The sequence below is a fragment of the Limosilactobacillus gastricus DSM 16045 genome, assembly GCF_001434365.1.
GTDB classification, from domain to species: domain Bacteria; phylum Bacillota; class Bacilli; order Lactobacillales; family Lactobacillaceae; genus Limosilactobacillus; species Limosilactobacillus gastricus.
The window spans coordinates 70,904-90,495 of the sequence record NZ_AZFN01000002.1 but is presented as its reverse complement, the minus strand read 5'-3'; the positions used below and the strand labels follow the sequence as shown (position 1 = coordinate 90,495).

Annotated in this window: 18 protein-coding genes and 1 other annotated feature; all 18 genes read right to left on the bottom strand. The window is 41.5% G+C overall.

Annotated features, from left to right (window positions below; genetic code table 11):
• Nucleotides 1-2: 2 nt before the first annotated feature.
• The 18 genes from mutS to tpx all read right to left on the bottom strand — a co-directional run bounded on the left by mutS (nucleotide 3) and on the right by tpx (nucleotide 19,570).
• Nucleotides 3-2,591 carry a DNA mismatch repair protein MutS gene (mutS, locus tag FC60_RS01090; RefSeq protein WP_056936671.1) on the bottom strand — a complete coding sequence of 863 codons (2,589 nt, stop codon included), beginning with the start codon at nucleotides 2,589-2,591 and terminating at the stop codon, nucleotides 3-5.
• A gap of 113 nt (nucleotides 2,592-2,704) precedes the next feature.
• Nucleotides 2,705-4,264, bottom strand: a complete 1,560-nt coding sequence (gene rny, locus FC60_RS01085; RefSeq protein ID WP_056936670.1) for a ribonuclease Y — start codon at nucleotides 4,262-4,264, stop codon at nucleotides 2,705-2,707.
• 138 nt (nucleotides 4,265-4,402) lie between these two features.
• Entirely contained in the window at nucleotides 4,403-5,467 is a 1,065-nt protein-coding gene (recA, locus tag FC60_RS01080) for a recombinase RecA (RefSeq protein ID WP_007122834.1), read from the bottom strand.
• Nucleotides 5,468-5,555: 88 nt separating this feature from the next.
• Complete coding sequence (locus tag FC60_RS01075) at nucleotides 5,556-6,053, bottom strand: CinA family protein (protein ID WP_056936669.1); 498 nt, start codon at nucleotides 6,051-6,053, stop codon at nucleotides 5,556-5,558.
• 131 nt (nucleotides 6,054-6,184) lie between these two features.
• The gene (gene pgsA, locus FC60_RS01070; RefSeq protein ID WP_056936668.1) at nucleotides 6,185-6,769 is read right to left on the bottom strand and encodes a CDP-diacylglycerol--glycerol-3-phosphate 3-phosphatidyltransferase; all 585 of its coding nucleotides are present in this window, start codon (nucleotides 6,767-6,769) and stop codon (nucleotides 6,185-6,187) included.
• A gap of 17 nt (nucleotides 6,770-6,786) precedes the next feature.
• The gene (locus tag FC60_RS01065; protein ID WP_056936667.1) at nucleotides 6,787-7,248 is read right to left on the bottom strand and encodes a helix-turn-helix domain-containing protein; all 462 of its coding nucleotides are present in this window, start codon (nucleotides 7,246-7,248) and stop codon (nucleotides 6,787-6,789) included.
• Between the two features lie 61 nt (nucleotides 7,249-7,309).
• Entirely contained in the window at nucleotides 7,310-8,599 is a 1,290-nt protein-coding gene (gene yfmH / locus FC60_RS01060; RefSeq protein ID WP_056936666.1) for an EF-P 5-aminopentanol modification-associated protein YfmH, read from the bottom strand.
• Complete coding sequence (gene yfmF / locus FC60_RS01055) at nucleotides 8,600-9,850, bottom strand: EF-P 5-aminopentanol modification-associated protein YfmF (protein WP_056936665.1); 1,251 nt, start codon at nucleotides 9,848-9,850, stop codon at nucleotides 8,600-8,602. It lies immediately after the preceding gene.
• Between the two features lie 77 nt (nucleotides 9,851-9,927).
• Nucleotides 9,928-10,782: an amino acid ABC transporter substrate-binding protein gene (locus tag FC60_RS01050; RefSeq protein WP_056936664.1), complete on the bottom strand. Its 855-nt coding sequence runs from the start codon at nucleotides 10,780-10,782 to the stop codon at nucleotides 9,928-9,930.
• A 12-nt stretch (nucleotides 10,783-10,794) separates the two neighbouring features.
• Complete coding sequence (locus FC60_RS01045; protein WP_056936663.1) at nucleotides 10,795-11,439, bottom strand: amino acid ABC transporter ATP-binding protein; 645 nt, start codon at nucleotides 11,437-11,439, stop codon at nucleotides 10,795-10,797.
• Between the two features lie 12 nt (nucleotides 11,440-11,451).
• Complete coding sequence (locus tag FC60_RS01040) at nucleotides 11,452-12,093, bottom strand: amino acid ABC transporter permease (protein WP_007122841.1); 642 nt, start codon at nucleotides 12,091-12,093, stop codon at nucleotides 11,452-11,454.
• A gap of 463 nt (nucleotides 12,094-12,556) precedes the next feature.
• Complete coding sequence (gene mreD, locus FC60_RS01035; RefSeq protein ID WP_056936662.1) at nucleotides 12,557-13,123, bottom strand: rod shape-determining protein MreD; 567 nt, start codon at nucleotides 13,121-13,123, stop codon at nucleotides 12,557-12,559.
• Between the two features lies 1 nt (nucleotide 13,124).
• Nucleotides 13,125-13,979: a rod shape-determining protein MreC gene (gene mreC, locus FC60_RS01030; protein ID WP_007122842.1), complete on the bottom strand. Its 855-nt coding sequence runs from the start codon at nucleotides 13,977-13,979 to the stop codon at nucleotides 13,125-13,127.
• A gap of 114 nt (nucleotides 13,980-14,093) precedes the next feature.
• The gene (locus FC60_RS01025) at nucleotides 14,094-14,552 is read right to left on the bottom strand and encodes a JAB domain-containing protein (RefSeq protein WP_056936661.1); all 459 of its coding nucleotides are present in this window, start codon (nucleotides 14,550-14,552) and stop codon (nucleotides 14,094-14,096) included.
• Between the two features lie 12 nt (nucleotides 14,553-14,564).
• Nucleotides 14,565-14,696: a hypothetical protein gene (locus tag FC60_RS09750; RefSeq protein ID WP_268871575.1), complete on the bottom strand. Its 132-nt coding sequence runs from the start codon at nucleotides 14,694-14,696 to the stop codon at nucleotides 14,565-14,567.
• Between the two features lie 41 nt (nucleotides 14,697-14,737).
• On the bottom strand, nucleotides 14,738-16,057 hold the full coding sequence (locus FC60_RS01020; RefSeq protein WP_056936660.1) for a bifunctional folylpolyglutamate synthase/dihydrofolate synthase: 1,320 nt from the start codon (nucleotides 16,055-16,057) through the stop codon (nucleotides 14,738-14,740).
• A 74-nt stretch (nucleotides 16,058-16,131) separates the two neighbouring features.
• The gene (locus tag FC60_RS01015; protein WP_056936659.1) at nucleotides 16,132-18,780 is read right to left on the bottom strand and encodes a valine--tRNA ligase; all 2,649 of its coding nucleotides are present in this window, start codon (nucleotides 18,778-18,780) and stop codon (nucleotides 16,132-16,134) included.
• 37 nt (nucleotides 18,781-18,817) lie between these two features.
• Nucleotides 18,818-19,031: a binding site (T-box leader), on the bottom strand.
• 44 nt (nucleotides 19,032-19,075) lie between these two features.
• A complete protein-coding gene (gene tpx / locus FC60_RS01010) occupies nucleotides 19,076-19,570 on the bottom strand; it encodes a thiol peroxidase (RefSeq protein WP_056936658.1) in 495 nt (164 codons plus the stop codon).
• Nucleotides 19,571-19,592 lie beyond the last annotated feature (22 nt).

The following is a 19,592-nucleotide window of genomic DNA, read 5'->3' as shown; positions in this document are numbered from 1 at the left end:
GCCTACTTTAACTTCTGCTGCCACTGATAAACTTGATTCATAACTTCCATTGGCGTCATCCCCATCAAATTCAGTGACTTTATCTGTTGATACAATTTTTCGTGTTGATCAGCAACAGGTTTACTTTCTGGTTCATCAAATAAAGCTAATTGCCCCGTTGCTTCTTTAACTTTTGTTACATTCGATGTTGATTCTACTTCGGATAATGGAATAGCTTCCTCGGGGGCTTGGCCTTCCAAACGACTCAAAATTTCGTTAGCTCGATGCAATAAATCACCTGGCATGCCCGCTAACTTGGCCACATGAATCCCATAAGATTTGTCTGCTGGACCATCCGTGACTTTATGTAAGAAAACAAGTTCCCCATTTTCTTCCGTTGCGCCCACATGGACATTTTTTAAGTGCGTTAGTTCGTGATCCAAACTCGTAAGCTCATGATAGTGGGTAGAAAAGAGGGTTTTAGCTCCAATATGAGCATGCACATACTCAATAATTGATTGGGCAAGAGCCATCCCATCATAGGTAGCCGTCCCGCGCCCGATTTCATCAAATAATATTAAACTATTGGACGTAGCATTTGATAAGGCCCGGTTAGCTTCCATCATTTCGACCATAAAGGTACTTTCCCCAGATACCAGATCATCAGCTGCGCCAATTCGGGTAAAAATCTGATCAAAGATTGGCATCCGAGCTGATTCGGCCGGCACAAAACAACCTACTTGAGTCATCACGGCGATTAAGGCTAATTGGCGCATATAAGTACTTTTTCCTGACATGTTAGGCCCCGTAATCAACAGAATGGCCGTTTCAGGGTCCATCAAAACGTCATTGGGGACATAAGCCTGATGACCGAGAAATTTCTCGACAACAGGATGTCGCCCCGCAATAATCTCCAAATCATGATCATGATTTAAAGTTGGTCGAACAAAATGATAATTCTCACTGACCACAGCAAAGCTCTGTAAAACATCAATCTCTGATAAATTCTTCGCTAATTCCTGTAAACGCGGAATTTCAGCTTTGACTTGATCTCGCAAGGCGACAAACAATTCATATTCAAGAGCCGTCGATTTCTCTTGGGCTTCCAAAATTAAGGCCTCTCGTTCTTTTAATTCTGGTGTCGAGAATCGTTCAGCGTTTGTTAAAGTCTGTTTCCGCTCATACCGACCTTCTGGTAACTTATCCAAATTGGCTTTAGTAACTTCAATGTAATAACCAAAAACATGATTATAACCTATTTTAAGGTTATTAATTCCGGTTAGATTTCGTTCCTTTGCCTGCAAATCCGCGATCCATTGCTTACCATTCTGCATGGCGTCACGATAATCATCTAACTGCCGATGATAGCCATCTTTAATTAAATCTCCATCCGTTACTGAAATTGGTGGTTCATCCTTAATTGCTCGTTCAATTGCATCGGCGATATCAGTTAAAGGATCTAGCCGATCAACAAACTGATCAAAAATCGGTGAATCCATTTCCTCCAATATATAACGAATTTTCGGAACTTGTTGCAACGACGCCTTTAACTGAATCAAATCACGACCATTCACACTTCCATAGGCTACTCGACCCGCTAGTCGTTCTAAATCATAAACCTTGGTTAACTCGGTTTGTAAATTTTGTCGTTCAAAGTAATGATCTAAGAAAACCTGAACTTTATCCTGACGTTCGATAATAGCTTGTTCATCAATTAACGGTCGCTCTAACCACTGTTTTAGGAGTCGACTTCCCATCGCAGTTTTCGTCTCATCCATCAGCCAAGCTAAGGTCCCTTGACGCTTGCCACTTCGCATATTGGTCATCAACTCCAAATTAGCCTTGGAATGATGATCGATTTTCATGTAAGCATCAAGCTGGTAAGAAACCGCACGTTGCATATGATCAAGCGAACGTTTTTGCGTCGTTAATAAGTATGACACCAGTAAGGTCACTACTTGTTTTTGTTCTGATGTCGCGACATCTTGAGTTAAATAGGTCACTTCAGCTTGATCAGCCATTTGTTTTTGTTGTGATAAAAGAATATTTTGACGCAGCAGCTGTTGCCGATATTCTTCAGTTAGTTCATTCACTACTACTTCACGAGTTTGTAAGTTTACTAATTCATTTAAAGCCATCGACCAACGATCAACACTGGTGGTTTTTAATTCTCCCGTCGATAGGTCGGTATAAGCCAAATCAAAATGTCCATTTCGCTCGATTAGGGCCGTTAGATAGTTGTTTTGACGAGATTGTTCTCCCCCCAAGTCCATCTGAGTCCCCGGAGTGACTAAACGGGTCACTTCCCGTTTCACCATCCCTTTAGTTAACTTGGGATCTTCCATTTGTTCACAGATAGCGACCTTATATCCCTTATCAATTAAGATATCAATGTAACTATCAACGGCTCGGTGAGGAACTCCACACATTGGAATCGGGTTATCAGCGTTTTTACTTCGTGATGTCAGAGTCAGTTCCAGGATTTGGGAACCTTTGATTGCATCTTCATTAAAAAGTTCATAAAAATCCCCGAGCCGATAAAACAAAAAGGCATCTGGATATTGGTCTTTAATCTTTTGATACTGTTCCATCATGGGCGTTGCCTTGGCCATTTTTGATCCCCCTTAAATTCTGTCAATACTATTACTATTTTAATCGATTTTATTGATAAAAACAAAAAGGAGTGTCGCTAAACCAATGGTTTCTCGCACCCCTTCTTGGAAAATTATTTGGCATATTCAATTGATCGGGTTTCTCGAATTACCGTCACTTTAATATGGCCTGGATATTCAAGTTGTTGCTCAATTTCGTTCTTTAAATCAAAGGCCAAGGCCGCTGATTGTTTATCCGAAACTTTGTTTGGCTGAACCATAACCCGAATTTCACGACCAGCTTGTATTGCGTATGAATTCTTAACTCCTTCATGCTCATTAGCCAGAGCTTCCAACTTTGTTAGTCGTTGAATATATTGCTCTAAGGATTCACTCCGCGCACCTGGGCGTGCTCCAGAAATCGCGTCGGTAGCTTGTACTAAGACAGCAATTACTGATTCCGCCGGTACATCGCCGTGATGAGAAGCAATGGCATTAATCACCACCGGATTTTCTTGGTACTTTTGGGTTAATTCAACCCCAAGTTCAACATGTGAACCTTCAACCTCATGATCAATCGCCTTCCCAATATCATGCAATAAGCCAGCCCGTTTAGCCAAGGCTACATCTTCTCCCAATTCAGCCGCTAAAATTCCCATTAATTTGGCAACTTCAATGGAGTGCTGTAAGACATTTTGCCCATAGCTAGTCCGATATTTCATCCGACCAATCGTCTTAATAAGATCAGGATGCAAACCGTGAATTCCTAAATCGAAAACCGTCTGTTCTCCTACTTCGCGCAGATGCGCGTCCATTTCTTCCCGCGCCTTATCAACCGCTTCTTCAATTCGCGCAGGATGAATTCGGCCATCCTTAATTAAGCGTTCCAAAGCGATTTTAGCGATCTCCCGGCGAACCGGATCAAATCCACTTAGGATAACTGCCTCCGGCGTATCATCAATAATCAGATCAATTCCAGTTAAGGTTTCAATCGTTCGAATATTCCGACCTTCGCGACCAATGATTCGTCCCTTCATATCATCGTTAGGAAGGTTAACAACTGTCACCGTCGCTTCGGAAACCATATCAGCCGCACTGCGTTGGATGGCTTCTACGATTAATCCTTTAGCTTTCTTATCAGCCGTATATTGTGCTTCCGTTTCACTCTCGCGTATTAACTTCTCTCGTTCACCCGCTAATTGATGGTTCAATTGATCAAATAATTGTTTCTTGGCCTCTTCATTGGTCAAACCAGCAATTCGCTGCAACTCTTGGGCCTGCTGATCAACTAGCTTTGCTACCTGTTGCTCGTCGCGTTCCACTTTTTCAGTTCGGCGATCAAGTTTTTGTTCTCGTTTGCTAACTGCGTTTTCACGGTTTTCTAAAGCATTATCTTTTCGATCAAGAGAATTTTCTCGTTGCAAAAGCCGTTCTTCTTGCTTTTGCATATCTTGACGGCGTCCCTTTAACTCTTGTTCAACACCTTCACGATAACGATGACTCTCTTCTTTTGCTTCCAGGATCGCCTCTTTTTTTGCAGTTTCGGCTTCCTTTTTAGCAGCAGTAATAATTCCTTCAGCGCTCACATGAGCACGCATAATCCGTTTTTCAAACATTGATTTACGGATCAAATAGCCGATTCCACCACCGGCAACAATAGCAATCAGGGCGATCAAGATGACAATTCCTGTCATACTTTCACCTCTAAAAATTTATTTATGTATACAAAATTGCATACTAATTAATTTTAGACTGGTGAAATAGCTCTGTCAATTACTCATAAAGGTAAAAATAATCCATCATGGAATTCCACGATGAATCATTCTTAACTATTAATCTTCTGAAGAAGCTTCTTCTAAAGTTTCTTGCTTTACTTCGCCGGTTTCTGGAGTTGCAACGGTTTCGTCCGCTTCCATCCCATAAGCCACTCGAACTTCATTCATCAATTCATTCATGGCTTCAGGATGTTCTGCTAACCAAACCTTAGCATTTTCACGACCTTGACCAATCCGATCGTTCTTATAGGAGTACCAAGCCCCGCTCTTATTAACCAGATCTTTTTCAACGGCCATATCAAGCAATTCACCAGTCTTGGAAATTCCTTCTCCATACATAATATCGACTTCGGCCCGTTTAAATGGTGGCGCAACCTTGTTCTTAACAACTTTGATTTTAGCGCGATTACCGATTACTTCAGTTCCATTCTTTAATTGTTCGCCCCGCCGAATTTCAAGTCGAATGGTTGAATAGAACTTCAATGCTCGTCCACCAGGGGTCGTCTCAGGGTTACCAAACATCACCCCAACCTTTTCTCGAATTTGGTTAATGAAGATCGCAATGGTCTTCGTTTTATTGATCTCCCCAGATAACTTCCGTAAGGCTTGGGACATTAACCGAGCTTGCAGACCAACATGGGTATCACCCATTTCACCCTCAATTTCAGCCCGTGGCACAAGAGCCGCTACCGAATCAACAACCACGATGTCTACCGCCCCACTAGCAATTAAGGCATCCGCAATTTCCAAGCCTTGTTCCCCAGTATCAGGTTGAGATAATAATAGATCGCCAATATTAACCCCTAATGCTGAAGCATATTGAGGATCCAAGGCATTTTCGGCATCGATATAAGCAGCCGTCCCGCCTCGCCGTTGAACTTCGGCAACAGCGTGCAAGGCAACCGTCGTCTTCCCAGAACTTTCTGGACCGTACATTTCAATAATCCGTCCCCGCGGGTAACCCCCGACTCCCAGCGCCTCATCAATTGCCAATGAACCACTAGAAACAGTCGCAATTTTGGTATCAGCTGCATCACCCATCCGCATGATGGAGCCCTTCCCAAAATTCTTTTCAATTTTACGCAAGGCATTTTCTAATGCCGCTTCACGTTGATCAGCCAAATTGCTGTCCTCCTTTGTCGCAATTCATATTAATTATGATAACAGGTTCTTTGTAAAACACAAGCATTTTATCGAACAAAAGTTCGAATTATTTTGCAAGTTCAGTTAATACCATTTGTAAGGCTTCCAAGACGCTCTGTTGCCGGACAGCTTGTCTCCCTTGACTAGCATCAAGGTGTAAGCATTTGGTTTTTACTTGTCCATTTATTGCGATCCCTAACCAAACCGTGCCGGCTGAATGACCCTCCAGAGAATCTGGTCCGGCCACGCCACTTAAGCCGACCCCAATTTGAGTCTTCATAATTTGACTTGCATTCTGAGCCATTGCCCCTGCAACAAGTGATGAAACTACCCCATGTTGCTGAATTAATTGCGGATCGATCTTTAATAAATTGGCCTTGGCGCTGGCTGCATAGGTGACAAAACCGCCATCAAAGATTGCCGAGGCACCAGCCACGCTCGCGATGGTACTTTGAAACATTCCAGCCGTCAGACTTTCGGCCGCAGTAATCTTCCATTGACGATCTTTGAGAGCTGCTACCACTTCTTGTGCCACGTTTACTAATTGTTGATTAAGCATTTCCATAAACTTGTCCCCTTATCAACATATACGATAATTTCAATGGTTTTATCCATCAAATTTTGTTTTCTTTGCCCAGTATATAACAAAAGAGAGCCCAGGGTCACCTAAAAGGTACCCTAGCTCTCCCCATTAGCTTATTTAAAACCATCTGCAAACACTGAACGAGCTTGATAAATATAATCAATCCCAGAATAAACAGTAAAGACTAGGCAAATATAGAACATGATTTGACCAAATGGGACGTTAATCAAAGCAAAACCAACATTATGCAAAAGCAAAAAGATGATCGCTATTAATTGCGTCGTTGTCTTAATCTTTCCCGGCATTTGGGCAGCCATTACCTGTCCATTTTGTTCCACCACTAAAAGTCGTAAACCTGTAATGGCAAGTTCTCGCCAAACAATGATGCTCACGGCCCAGCCAGGTAGTACATGTTGTTCAACCAACAAGACGAAGGCGGTCATTACCAATAACTTATCAGCTAGCGGATCGGCAAATTTCCCGAAGTTCGTCACTAAATGTTGCCGCCGCGCAATTTGACCATCCAAATTATCGGTAATAGAGGCTCCAATAAAGATGATGGCTGCAATTAGTTCGGCTACTGGAATTGAGGACCCCCACCAACTAACGGTTCCCCAATTAAGCGGTAAAACCATCAATAATAAGAAAAAGGGGATTAAAATTAGTCGTAAGACCGTTAACTTATTCGGTAAATTCACGTTAAAACTCCTTTAAATTAGTAAAAAAACATGGCAATAACAATGCTCAGTAGAATGATCATAACCATCCCAAACAAAGCCGCTACCGGAAAAATTTGTAAAAACCGGCGAGTTCGACGATCAGTAACATTACTTAAAATATCATCTTCTTGTTCCACCCGTGATAAAGGTGAAACCTGTTGAATCAAGGATTGTTGATGCAGTGGGCGTCGAACCTTCCGATTGACCACCACTTGATTTTTAGGAATCTCATCTTGATGTTGTCGTAATAAAATATTCCCATTTAAGCCCACCGCATCTGCATATTGCTTAATAAAAGCTTGAATATAAAAGGGGCCTGGTAGAACCTCAAATCTACCATCTTCAATCGCTAATAGATAACGACGTTGAATTCGGGTTTGTTGTTGTAAATCATCGATGGTCATGCCCAGGTCTAAACGGGCCGCTTGTAATTCATGACCAATTGTCTCCGCCGCCATGATCTCTTCCTCGTAATCGTTTATTTCATTGCTAGTATAGCATAATTCATTTCATCTGCGATTAATCATTATGCAAAGGATTAATCACCATTGCCGTCAAACACATTGGTTTAATAAAGTTCAAAGTAGCCGATAAAACATCTTCAAAAGTGATTTCTTCTAAGACCGCAATCTCGTCATAAATCGTTGCTTGATCGAACAAAGCCCCTTCAAACCGATTGGCAATGGCTTCTGGAGAATCTAAATTGAAAATCAAACGACCTAATGAGGCTCGTTTAGTAGCTTCAAATTGGTCTTGGCCTGCCACCAGTAGTTGTTCGGCATTTTCCAAAACCTTTTTCATTTCGTCAATAAAGGCCTGGACCTGGTCCGTTTCGGTCGCAAAGGAGGCAAAATGAAAGCCTCGTTCAATCTCAAAAGAAAAACTAAAAGAGTCATCTAAAATCCCTCGATTATAAAGTTGTAAATAATTATCTGTCGTATCATCAAACAACATTTCCAACCCTAATTCAATGGCTGATTTAGCTTTCAAACGATCTCGCCCTTTAGACCAACTAGATAAACCACGTAGACCGACCATAACTTTCGGACGTTCAACGGCCATTGAAATCGTCCGCGATTTGATAACATCTGCTCCTGATGGATCACTAATAATAGGATAACGAATGGGCTTGGGTGCTGAGATGAATTCTTTGGCAGCCTGATTATTTTTAATCCAGCTAAATGTTTCTTCCACATCCAAAGCCCCCACAACACTCAAGGTCATATTCGATGGTTGATAAAAAGCCTGATAAACTGCATAAAGCGTTTCTGGCGTAATTTGGGCAATTGATTCGACGGTTCCTGCAATATCAATATGCATCGGATCATGCGGATATAAATTCTCCATCATTCCCATATACAAACGATTTCCCGGATTATCCGCATACATCTTAATTTCTTCGCCGATAATCCCTTGTTCCTTGGCAACCGAAGCCGCTGAGAAATATGGCGCTTGTACAAAATCTAACAGAACTTCCAAATTTTCCTTTAATTGACTGGTAGTAGAAAACAAATAACTGGTCTGGGTAAAACCAGTAAAGGCATTGGCATCCGCCTCATGTTCGCCAAAAAGATCAAAGGCATCATAATTTTCTTTTTCAAACAGTTTATGTTCTAAAAAATGAGCAATCCCATCGGGAATGGTTTGCCATTCATCATTGGGGGATAATTTATATTTACGATCTACTGAGCCAAAGTTAGTTGTTAAAATCGCATAGGTTTTATGAAAATTCGCTATAGGTAACAACTGCACTGTTAAACCATTAGCTAAAACTTTTCGCACAACCGGATCTGCCATCTTCACTCCCATTTAATCCTCTCCTGTTAATACATACTCGACACACTTAGATAAGCCTTGGGCGACTTCAACTACCTGGTCTTTAGTCACCGCTTGAATCTCTTTTGCAAAATCATTAGCTGTGGCAATTCCTGTTAGCGTGGCAGTTAGTTGACGTTCCAAGAGCGAATTTTGGTAATCTTGACTGGTTTCATATTGATTGATCAATGCATCTTTAACCATTTGCAACCGCTCTAAACTAAAATCTCCTACCTGCAAGAGTGCGACTTGTTGATCAAGCAACGTTTGCACAGCTGCCACATTGTCCGGTTGAATCCCGGTTTGCATGACCAAATGACCGTTAAAGTGCCGGAGCGAGCTACTTGCATAATAAGCCATCGAGGCTTGCTCGCGAACGTTAGTAAATAAGAATGAATAGGGGGTTCCCCCGAGAAGTCCATTCATCACCATTGCCGCCCGATAAAGTGGTTCCCGATAATTAACTGGGCATAAATATACCCGGTCTAATTTAGCTTGTTCAATCGGTTGGTGCTCAACTTTCTCAAGCACGTCACCTTGCCAATTAGGTCTCGTTAAAACCGCAAATTGATTGAACTGACGCTCTTTTAGCGGCAACTGAGATACTAACCGTTCTACTTCAGCTGCATCAACATCACCAACGACATAAATATCAATTCGATCCTTAGCAATCATATCTTGATACGCCTGCATCAAATCAAGATTGGTAAGCTTGGCAACTTGATCCACCGTCCCCGTACTTGGAACCGCTAATACTGGATCATCCTGAAAAACTAACTCTTCCACCTGGCGGAGAGCATAAAATTGTTTATCATCATCCCATGATTTTAAGGTATTAATCAAATTTTCCTGTTGTAACTTGAAGGTCAAGGCATCAAAGCCATCCGCATTTATTAAAGGATTAAAAATTAATTCTTTTAAGAGGTCAAAACCTTGCGGTAAAAGCGGTTGGTCAGTATACCGTTCGTTAATCACACTAATTTTAAAACGCATCACGTGAGCATAAGACAAGCGCGAAACATAGGCCCCAATCACCGCACCATATAAATTAGATAGTTGCCTTGCTAAGGCGGTTTGGGTTGGGTACTTAGCCGAACTAGTCGAGAGGATATTCGTCAACAGATTTCTTACGGCCGCATTGGTTGCTGTTTGACGGCTGGTAAAAGTCATCATAATTTTTGTGGTTTGGAATTGGTGGGTCGGAATGACATGTAAGTGCACCCCTGCCATAATTTGTTTATCCATATTATTTTCCTTTGCAATCAAAAAGGCCGAAACATCGTAATGTTCAGCCTAAAATTATTCAGTCCATTATACTACATTTAGTTATTAGCGTTAACCGGTCCGAGATAATTACTCTTTTTTCCAAACCATTTTTCATTAATTTTAGCTAACTCTCCATCCTTTTGAAGTTTAGCTAGTCCTTCATTAATCTTCTTTTTAAGCGTCTTATCACCTTTCCGCAACCCGACCGCAAAACTATCAGCTGGGAAGGACTTGCTAATTAGGGTACGATAACTTCCTGAATTAGATAAATGCTTTAAATAATAGTTAGCATAAACCTCATCCATCAAAATCCCTTGAATCCGCCCCGCATTCAAATCAATAAAGGCACTAGGGAAGGTATCATAAAGAATGGGGGTTTGATCTTTAATCTTATCTTTTAACAGCTTCGGTTGGGCATCAAGATCCGCCGCTGCTGTCGACCCGGTTTGTAATCCCAAGACTTTGCCGGCCATATCATTTAGATTTAGGATGTGACTCTTTTTCTTCGTCACCAATACTTGCCGATTCAAAAGGTATGAACGGGTAAAGGCAACCTTTGCCTTTCGTTCTTTCGTAACTGAGTAACCATTCCAAATGGCATCAATCGTACCGTTTCGCAACTCAGTTTCCTTCATTGACCAATCAATCGTCTGGAAATCTACTTTAATCCCGTATTGTTTAAAAACGGCTCGCGCTAAATCAACGTCATAACCAACTAGTTTCCCATTCTTTTCGCGAAACCCCATCGGGACAAAGGAATCATCGACTCCAATGACCACTTTGCCACGCTTTTTAATTTGCGACCAAGTATCCTGAGTATCGGCACGCTGGGTGACCGTTTGACAACCCGCTACTAACATGACGGGTATAAGTAACAAAACTAATAAACCTATCCGTATTAATCGTTTCATGTTTTTGTGATCCTATTTTTGTTGATCGAGGGCCGAAACCTCTAAAACATCATCGGCAATTTTTTGAGCGAACTCCATATCATGGGTAACGACTAACTGGGTCATTCCCTGTTGTTTGAGACTCAAAATCAAATTGGCGACACTATCCCGTAAGTTAGGATCCAAAGCAGAAGTTGGTTCATCATAACAAAGGATCTTCGGATTCATTGCTAAGGCTCGAGCAATGGCAACCCGCTGCTTTTGTCCTCCCGATAGTTGATAAGGATATAAATCTCCTTTCCCACCTAGGTCTAATTGTGCCAACAATTTTTCTCCGGCAGCTTGAGCGACCTGGCGATCTTCTTTTAAAACCATCGTGGGGGCTAAAGTGATGTTTTGCATCACCGTTAAATGAGGAAATAAGTTAAAATCTTGAAAAACCACTCCAATAACGGCATCAGAGGTATCGGTTCCTTCAGGATCGAAGGCTTGCCCATCAATTAAAAATTCTCCTTCATCCGCACTTTCCAAGCCAGTAACACACCGCAATAAGGTTGTTTTCCCGGCTCCAGATGGTCCCACTATACTTAATATTTCGCCATCCTGAACTTCAAAATTGACCCCGTTTAATATTTGGCGTGTCCCAAATTTTTTCTTTAAATTTTTAACTTCTAACATTTGACCAACCCCCTACTTGTAATATGAATACCGTTTTTCAACTCGGTTTAAGGCAAATGTACAAATGGCCACCAGAATCAAGTAAATTGCCCCCGCCATTAATAAGGGAACTAAGGTTACGTCCCGTGAGGTTGCCACATTTCCGGCCCGCAAGAGATCACCAATCCCAATCACGTATACCAATGATGAATCTTTTACCAGATTGATGACTTCGTTACCAATTGACGGAATCACAATCTTGACAACTTGAGGAATTACAATTTTACGAATCGTTTGAGAATATGAGAGACGCAAAACTTTCGCCCCTTCATATTGCCCCCGATCAATTGACTGCAAGCCACCCCGAAAGATTTCAGCAAAGTAGGCTCCGTAATTGAAGATAAAAGCAAATACGGCCGCTTGGAACCTTGGAAAGACAATTCCAATAATTGGTAAACCATAAAAGACTACGATCAATTGGAGTAATAATGGGGTTCCCCGCATCAACCAAACGTAAAGATCTAAGATCCACTTCAAAGGTTTAATTCGCGAATTCAAACCTAAACTTACTAAAATTCCAAGCGGTAAGGAGCCAATTAAGGTCCAAAAAAAGATTTCTAAGGTCACAACAGTCCCTTGCAACAACGATGGTAAGATTTCCGACATATAGGTCATGACAATGTCCCCCTTTAATTGTTTCTAAATTTATTAAAAGAAAAGACGCCGCCTTAAATGTTTCCACTTAAGGGGACGTCTAAACGTGGTTCCACCCCAATTTATAATCGACTCACATCGATTACCTCAATAAGTTTATTTAATAACCAAAATAAAAACGCCCTCAGTTGTAATACAACTAGAGGGCGTTTCCGCGGTTCCACCTCATCTTGTTAGATCCTCACGAACCTAACCTCAGTAAGTTTAAAAATAAACTTGGAGCGATAACGGGCAACCCGGATTATTTTTTGATCAATAATCAACTCACAGATGTGATTCGTGATAATTACCATTATTCGGTCACACTATCCGAACTTCCCTGCTCAATGGTAAATTATCCTACTAGTCTGCTCAACGTTTCTCTTTTATTGATTAGTATATTACCGATTAGGACCCTTTTTGTCAACTAGCTCCGCATAAAAAATTAAGCTTTTCTCATTTTCCGAGGATGCCGATAAAGATGCAAAATCCGATAATAACCAAGTTGAATTGGTAAGTAACCCACAAAAAAATATACCAAGTTTAATAATAAAGTTGGTCCTAAGACTCCCGCTAAAAACATTGGTAGTCCGGCATGGGTTAAGCCCAACAAACTATGCATGGCATAATTGTAAAACTCTAATAATGTTAAATCAACGATCACCAACATAGCATAGTTAATGATATTAGGACGATAAAAACGGATCACAAATTGATTGGCCCAGATTAAGAGAGGATAGATAAACATTTCCATCCCGATGATTCCTGAATAATAAAAATCAATCCCAATTCCCACGAGAAAGGCGGCTAAAATGACTGGCAATGGCTTCACCCGATCAAAGAAAAGCGCTAATAAAAGCCATAAAAAGGCCAAATGACTCACCATGATAATGCGATCGGAGAAAAAAGATCCCCCGAAAATTGCACTCAGCGAGCCATCTAGGAAAAAGGAGATGAACAAGCCTAACCAAAAGTAGGTTTTCAATTTGGTCCAATGCAAAAATTTAAACATCCTAATCCTCGTTTAGTTCCGCAATTGTTACATAATTGACATCATTTAAGTTCGTAGCTGGCTCAACGTAAATGCGATCAATCTCACCGCCACTCCCCTTCGTTGTTTTGACGACTTTACCGACGTATAAACCTTTCGGGGTGACGCCACCAAGCCCATTTGTGGTTACCTTGGCACCTTTTTTTACAGCTGCCGAACTCGAAACTTCACTCATTACTAGTTGACTAGTTTTGGTGTCATAACCGGAAATCAAACCATTCACCGTATCGCCGTCCTCATTATCAACGGCCACGGAAAATTGGTTTGTTGACTCGCTAGAGCTACTGATTAACTCGACTTTACTATTAGTCGGGTTTACTTCGACAATCCGTCCGATTAAGCCACTTCCCGAAAGCACAGCCATATTCTTCTTAACGCCACTCGAACTACCCTTATTAATAATTAATTGGTTTTCCCAAGCCGAGGGCGTTCGATTCGTGACCGCCGCCGTAATCGTAGTATAGTCAGTTAAGCTATTATTTAATTCCAATTCAGCCTTTAATTGTTTATTTTCTTTCTTTAGGGTTTCGTTGGTTGTTTGAGTTTGCTCTAGCGCACTAACCTTTTTCTTTAAGGTCTTATTTTCACTATAAGCGTTCAATATTTGTCCTAAGGATGATACGGTCCCATTGGCTGAATTCATTGGATAATTAACAATTCCGCCAAACCATCCAACTACAGTATTACCAATTTGTTGGACAATCGTTGGCGTATTCCGATTATTCCGAATGCCAATTGACCCTGCCATTAATCCAACGGCAATAAATAGGCCGATCACAATTGAAATCACTCGATGTTTAGCAAAGAAATCTCTCATGCTTAACTCCTTGCTGGACTAATCTTAACCCAGCTCTTCTCTTAATTACATACTTCTTAACTATACACTATTCATGGTGAAAATTGTAGTGACTTTATATGACGAAATCATTAATCAAGCGAGTTTTTCCTGCCAGGAGAAATAATCATTTCGACCAACAATCATGCAATCGACTAATCGTATATTCATCAAGCGACAAGAAGACTGTAACTGCTTAAAAAACTGACGATCTTCTGGAGAAGGTTCGACCAATCCCGACGGGTGATTATGCGCGAAGATTAATCCATGTGCCCCGATTTGAATTAAATATCGGAAAACTTGGTCCATGTAAATCTGACATTCATGACTGCCGCCTTTAAAAAGCACTTGACGATCAATCACCACGGAATGAACATCAACGCCAATGATCATTACTTGCTCTTGGTCTTCTCCCGCTAATTCATGAATTAATTGTTGACCCAGTTCATAACTAGAATTCAATTGTCCGGTCATTGGTTGGGGTCTGGTTAACGCTTGTTGACCGATTTGAATAGCGGCAATAATTGGTCGAAAATTAATGGGATCATAATCCATCAGGCTTTGTATTTACGCTCGTTGGGCATTATGTAACTCATGAAAACTACCAAAAGTGGCGATAAAGCGTTGAGCCAAACGTCGGTCTGGGAACATCATTTGTACTAATTCTTCGAAATTGTTTGTTGATAAATACGTCCGCATGCCATTTCCTCCTTATCTTTAGATACGAAGGAATGTACCCCTTAATCCGCTAATAAGAAATTCCGCACTTCGGAAATAAAATACAGCGATCCGGTGATTAAAATAACGTCTTCGGCTGATACTTGTTGAGAGATAGCAGCCAGTCCTAATTGCCATTCTGGAAATACTTGCATGGGATAACGAGTCCTAATCAAATCTTTCAGCCCAGCTAAATCAGCGGTTGGTCGTTTGGGGCCCGGCGGCGAAAATTGAGTTAAAACGAGATGGACATTCCTTAAACTAGCTAATTCGCCCAACATTAGTTCATACTGCTTATCCGCCAAAATCGCCACTAGTAAATAAACTTCCCGATCTGCTAATTCATGCTCAATGGTCTGAACTAAAGCTTGGACCCCCGGCAAATTATGGGCTCCATCTAAAATCATTAATGGTTCCCGATTAACAATTTCCATTCTTCCTGGCCAGTGGGCGTTTAACAAGCCCTCCGCAATATTACTAGGATCCAAATAGCCTTGATGTTTTTGGAGCCATAATTGAACGGTCGTAATGGCGACCCCCGCATTTTGAACCTGATAATCGCCAGCCAAGCCAAGTTGAAAGACAGTTTTAGCGAGTGACAAACCCTGATATTCAATATTTTGAGCTAATTGATGGCTATTCTTAGCTTGGGCATGAAATTCTTGTCCAAGTTGAAACAAGGGACTTTGTTTTTTCTTCGCGGTCGATACGATTACTTGTTTAGCTTCTTCTGGTAATTGACCAACGACCACCGGCGAATGTTTCTTGATAATACCCGCTTTTATGGTAGCAATCTCAGTGAGGCTATCACCAAGAAACTGCATATGATCATATCCGACCGTCACAATTACGGCTACATCAGGTTTTTCAATGACATTGGTGGAATCAAATAAGCCCCCAATCCCGACCTCTAAAATTACTACATCGGGTTTTCGGTCTGCAAAGTATAAGAACATAATGGCCGTATTAATTTCAAATTCCGTTGGTGTTTGGCCTTCAGCATCCATTTGATCCACAACAGTAGCTACTTGCCGTGTATAAGTAACTAAATCCCGATCACTAATCGGCTGACCATTCAGAGCAATCCGTTCATTAAAGCGAGTAATAAAGGGGGACGTGAAAGTTCCTACCTGGTAACCACTCGCCATCAACATTGCTCTAATCATCGTCACGGTTGAACCTTTCCCGTTCGTTCCAGTCACATGAATATAAGATTGGCCGTTCTGGGGATTACCCAATCGTTTTAATAATTTCCGCATCCGTGCCAAGGTGGGGATTTCCCGGGCTTTGAAGCGACCGTGAATAAAATTTAGTGCATCATCATAAGTTTTGATTTCTGTCATTTTATAACTTCCTAAAAATAAAAGTCTTCAATTGGAAATTTCCTCCTTGAAGACTTTCATTATAACTGATTTGTTTAACCTAGTTGTGCTATACGTTCCTTGGCGGCAGCCAATTTTTGTTGCCACTCAGTCGCCTTAGCTTTTTCGTCAGCCACCACTGCTTCTGGGGCGTTAGCAACAAACTTCTCGTTACCAAGTTTCTTTTCCGAACGGGCCACTTCTTGCTCTAATTTCTGAATTTCTTTTTGCATCCGGGCCTTTTCTTCTTCTAAATCAACCAATTCGGCCATTGGAATGTAGACCGTGGCCCCAGCTAAAATTCCACTCATGGCTAATTTGGGCTCCGTCAAATCTTGACCAATTTTTAGTTCAGCTGGATGACAGAAGCGATCGATGTATTCTTTCGTTTCGGTAAAGATCTCACCCAATTCGGCCGAGTCTACTTTAATCATTAAGTCTACTGGCTTGGACATTGGTGCTCCCGCTTCATTACGAATATTCCGCACTGCTTTGATTAATTCAATCAAGCTGGCAATTTGATCCTCAGCCTTAGGATCACTAAATTCAGCATGTTCTTCAGGGAACTTAGCGACCATGATTGAATCCCCGTCATGTGGCATTGACTGCCAAACTTGTTCGGTCATAAATGGCATGATCGGGTGCAAGAGCTTCAAAGTTTGATCCAGTACATAACCTAAAATATTCTTGGTATTCGTCTTTTCTTGATCAGAACCATTATTAAGGGTTTCCTTAGTCATTTCAATGTACCAATCACAGAAATCATTCCAAATGAAATTGTATAGGGCACGACCAGCTTCCCCAAATTCGAATTTATCAAATTGGCTAGTAACTTGACTCACTGTTGCATTCAAACGACTTAAGATCCACTTGTCAGCCAAGGTCCATTCGCTTTGATCCGGCAAGCTTGGGGCGGCCATATCGCCCAAGTTCATGATGACATAACGACTTGCATTCCAGATTTTATTAATGAAGTTCCAGGCCGCATCCATCTTCTTATAAGAGAAACGGATATCTTGACCCGGGGTAGAGCCAGTTACTAAGAACCACCGTAAAGCATCCACCCCATACTTTTCGATCACGTCCATCGGATCAATCCCGTTTCCTAGGGACTTACTCATCTTCCGGCCTTCTTCATCACGAATCAAACCATGTAATAAGACATTTTTAAATGGTGTCCGTCCAGTAAATTCCAGTGAGGTAAAGATCATCCGCGAAACCCAGAAGAAGATAATGTCATATCCAGTCACCAGAGTCGTTGTTGGGAAGTAGCGCTTAAAGTCCTCACTATCGGTATCAGGCCATCCCATCGTTGAGAACGGCCATAAACCACTACTAAACCAAGTATCTAAGACGTCTGGATCTTGTTCCCAATTTTCGCTGTCGGCTGGGGCTTCCATCCCGACATACATTTCCCCAGTTTCTTTATGATACCAAGCAGGAATCCGGTGTCCCCACCATAATTGACGCGAAATAACCCAGTCATGAACATTTTCCATCCATTGCCGGTAAGTATTCTCAAACCGCGGTGGGAAGAAATCAACCCGATCATCAGTTTCTTGAGCTTGTAAAGCCTGTTCAGCCAATGGCTTCATCTTCACGAACCATTGAGTTGATAAGCGAGCCTCAACTTGTACCCCAGTCCGTTGCGAATGACCAACTGAGTGCACAATTGGATCAATCCGTAGCATGTAGCCCTGATCCTCAAGATCCTTAACAATGGCTTCACGGGCATCAAAACGATCCATTCCTTCGTATTTCCCAGCATTCTCATTGAGGGAAGCATCTTCGTTCATGGTATTGATTTCAGGAAGGTCATGGCGCTTCCCAATTTGGAAGTCATTCGGGTCATGAGCTGGCGTGATCTTCACCATCCCCGTTCCAAAATCCGGAGTAACGTAATCATCAGCAATGATTTCGACCTCCCGATCAACCAATGGTACTCGAATGTGTTTGCCGACTAGTTCCTTATAACGATCATCATCAGGATTAACGGCTACCGCCACATCACCAAACATAGTTTCCGGGCGTGTGGTAGCAATTTCAATGTAGTCCTGGCCATTAAAAGTTGTACCATCGGTAAATGGATATTTAACGTGGTAGAAAGCACCTTGATCATCCTGGTGTTCCACTTCGATATCTGATAAAGCAGTCCGGGCTTTGGGATCCCAGTTGATAATGTAGGTTGCTCGATAGATTAGACCTTTATTATATAGATCAACGAAGACCTTCCGAACCGCCTTGCTTAAACCGTCGTCTAAAGTAAAGCGTTCCCGATCGTAATCGACCGAAATCCCCATTTTTGCCCATTGTTGGTGGATAATATCAGCATATTCATCCTTCCAATCCCAAACTTGTTGGATGAACTTTTCCCGACCTAAATCATATCGAGAAATCCCTTGTTCAGCTAACCGCGCTTCAACTTTAGCCTGTGTCGCAATTCCGGCGTGGTCCATCCCCGGCAACCACAAAACGTCATAACCCTGCATCCGTTTTTGCCGAATAGTAATATCTTGTAAAGTTGTATCCCAAGCATGTCCTAGGTGTAATTTCCCGGTCACATTTGGCGGCGGAATAACAATTGAATATGGGTGAGCTTTTTGATCCCCACTTGGTTTGAAGAAGCCTTGATCAATCCACCATTGATAACGATCTTTTTCGACTTCAGTTGGATTATATTTAGTTGACATATCTTGATCTGACATCTGTTTCTCCTTTAAATAAAACAAAAAGCCCGTCCTAAAATAGGACGAGCTCTTCTCGCGGTACCACCTAAATTGAAATGTAATCACATTTCCACTTTATCATTGATAACGGTAATGAACCGAAAGCAACTACTTAATTTCACTGCTTTTGCTCCTGGATTACTTTCATTAGTAATTGGTTCAGCTGTTCGCACTATCCAGCCATCTCTGATCAACTCTTTACTAATTACTCTTCCGATCATCGCATCAGATAACGATCATAATTCTAACGATTTTTTAATAATCCGTCAAGATCTTAACCTAACTTTTCTAAAGCTGCTAAAGCCGCTACATAGTCAGGTTCATCAGTTAATTCTGGGACGACCTGTTCGTAAACAATTTTTCCATCCGCATCAAGCACAAAAATCGACCGTGCTAAAACCGACTCATCAGGAATCAAAACTTTCAAGGCATAGCCAAAGGATTGTTCCGAATCCGACAATAATTGCATATTCTTTACCCCTTCAGCAGCACACCAATCTGCTTGTTGCTCAGGAGTATCGACTGAAATCGTCACAAAATTAGCATTTGGATATCCATCCATTTGCTGATTAAATTTCTTCGTTTGCAAACTGCAAACACTCGTCGTAATGCTTGGAACTACACTAATTAAAGTTGGTTTGCCAAAAAATTCACGGGTCTTTACCTTCTCGTGATCAGCATTAAAAACTTTAAAATGCGGGATTTCTTCTCCTACCGCTGGAGGATTCCCAACTAGATCGCGTGCTTCACCATTAATTGTAATTTGCATCGTATTTACCTCTTTACGTATT

Excerpts from the sequence above, each read along its gene's own strand:
- FC60_RS01015 (WP_056936659.1), bottom strand. The coding sequence starts at position 18,780 with ATGTCAGATCAAGATATGTCAACTAAATATAATCCAACTGAAGTCGAA.
- FC60_RS09750 (WP_268871575.1), bottom strand. The coding sequence starts at position 14,696 with ATGCGGACGTATTTATCAACAAACAATTTCGAAGAATTAGTACAAATG.
- mreD (WP_056936662.1), bottom strand. The coding sequence starts at position 13,123 with ATGTTTAAATTTTTGCATTGGACCAAATTGAAAACCTACTTTTGGTTA.
- FC60_RS01020 (WP_056936660.1), bottom strand. The coding sequence starts at position 16,057 with ATGACAGAAATCAAAACTTATGATGATGCACTAAATTTTATTCACGGT.
- rny (WP_056936670.1), bottom strand. The coding sequence starts at position 4,264 with ATGACAGGAATTGTCATCTTGATCGCCCTGATTGCTATTGTTGCCGGT.
- FC60_RS01040 (WP_007122841.1), bottom strand. The coding sequence starts at position 12,093 with ATGACCTATATGTCGGAAATCTTACCATCGTTGTTGCAAGGGACTGTT.
- FC60_RS01025 (WP_056936661.1), bottom strand. The coding sequence starts at position 14,552 with ATGGATTATGATCCCATTAATTTTCGACCAATTATTGCCGCTATTCAA.
- tpx (WP_056936658.1), bottom strand. The coding sequence starts at position 19,570 with ATGCAAATTACAATTAATGGTGAAGCACGCGATCTAGTTGGGAATCCT.
- yfmH (WP_056936666.1), bottom strand. The coding sequence starts at position 8,599 with ATGGGAGTGAAGATGGCAGATCCGGTTGTGCGAAAAGTTTTAGCTAAT.
- yfmF (WP_056936665.1), bottom strand. The coding sequence starts at position 9,850 with ATGGATAAACAAATTATGGCAGGGGTGCACTTACATGTCATTCCGACC.
- mreC (WP_007122842.1), bottom strand. The coding sequence starts at position 13,979 with ATGAGAGATTTCTTTGCTAAACATCGAGTGATTTCAATTGTGATCGGC.
- FC60_RS01065 (WP_056936667.1), bottom strand. The coding sequence starts at position 7,248 with ATGGCGGCGGAGACAATTGGTCATGAATTACAAGCGGCCCGTTTAGAC.
- FC60_RS01075 (WP_056936669.1), bottom strand. The coding sequence starts at position 6,053 with ATGGAAATGCTTAATCAACAATTAGTAAACGTGGCACAAGAAGTGGTA.
- FC60_RS01045 (WP_056936663.1), bottom strand. The coding sequence starts at position 11,439 with ATGTTAGAAGTTAAAAATTTAAAGAAAAAATTTGGGACACGCCAAATA.
- FC60_RS01050 (WP_056936664.1), bottom strand. The coding sequence starts at position 10,782 with ATGAAACGATTAATACGGATAGGTTTATTAGTTTTGTTACTTATACCC.
- mutS (WP_056936671.1), bottom strand. The coding sequence starts at position 2,591 with ATGGCCAAGGCAACGCCCATGATGGAACAGTATCAAAAGATTAAAGAC.